The following is a 777-nucleotide window of genomic DNA, read 5'->3' as shown; positions in this document are numbered from 1 at the left end:
GATTGCGTTGGCGGGCGCGGGCTTCGCAAGCGAAGCCCCTACGGTGGTGGCGGGGTCGATGGTGGCGACGATCTGACCGATTTTGACTTCGGTGCCTTCAGGGACTTGCAGGGTGATTTTGCCTGCGGTTTCAGCGGTGCCTTCGGAGGTGATTTTGTCGGTTTCGAGTTCGAAAAGGGGCTGGTCCTTGGCGACAATGTCGCCGTCGGCGACACGCCACTTGGCGAGGACGCCGGTGAGGATGGATTCGCCCATGGGAGGGATTTTAACGTCGATGGTTGGCATGGTCGGTAAATGAAGAAGGGGGAAAAATTAACCACAGAGGCACAAAGACACAAAGTTCAATCCAGAGGGAAATCCATGTTGGGTTTGTTCTCGGTGTGGTTTGATCGCCGTTCCTTCGTGTCTTTGTGGTTAATTTTTATTCGGCGAAGGCGGCTTTGAGGAAAGTGTTGAGTTCCATCTTGTGAAGGGCAAGGGCGCCGACGGCGGGGGAGGCGGCGGCATCGCGGCCGTAGTAGGCGGGTTTGCGTCCGAAGATTTCTTCGAGTTGGGGGGCGATGTAGGTCCAGCCGCCCATGTTTTGCGGTTCCTCCTGGCACCAGGCGAGGTGGGCGTGGGAGTAGGTTTTGGCGATGCCGGCGAGTTTGTCCTTGTGCAACGGATACAACTGTTCGACCCGGATGAGGGCGACGTCCTCGATGCCGTTGGTGATGCGGTAGTGGTGGAGGTCGTAATAAACCTTGCCGGAGCAGAGAATGACGCGGCGGACGGCGG

1 protein-coding gene and 1 pseudogene are annotated in these 777 nt (G+C 58.0%); both read right to left on the bottom strand.

The features are described 5' to 3' along the window. Positions 1 to 285 (bottom strand): lipoyl domain-containing protein (locus OBACDRAFT_RS24705; protein ID WP_043589908.1); only part of this gene is annotated, 285 nt, incomplete at its 3' end. A 136-nt stretch (positions 286 to 421) separates the two neighbouring features. After that, positions 422 to 777, bottom strand: a pseudogene (sucA, locus tag OBACDRAFT_RS24700) (2-oxoglutarate dehydrogenase E1 component); the annotation flags it as partial.

Source organism: Geminisphaera colitermitum TAV2, assembly GCF_000171235.2.
In the GTDB taxonomy this organism is placed as follows: Bacteria; Verrucomicrobiota; Verrucomicrobiia; order Opitutales; family Opitutaceae; genus Geminisphaera; species Geminisphaera colitermitum.
Note: the sequence above shows the minus strand (reverse complement) of the source record. Positions and strands in the feature narration are given on the sequence as shown.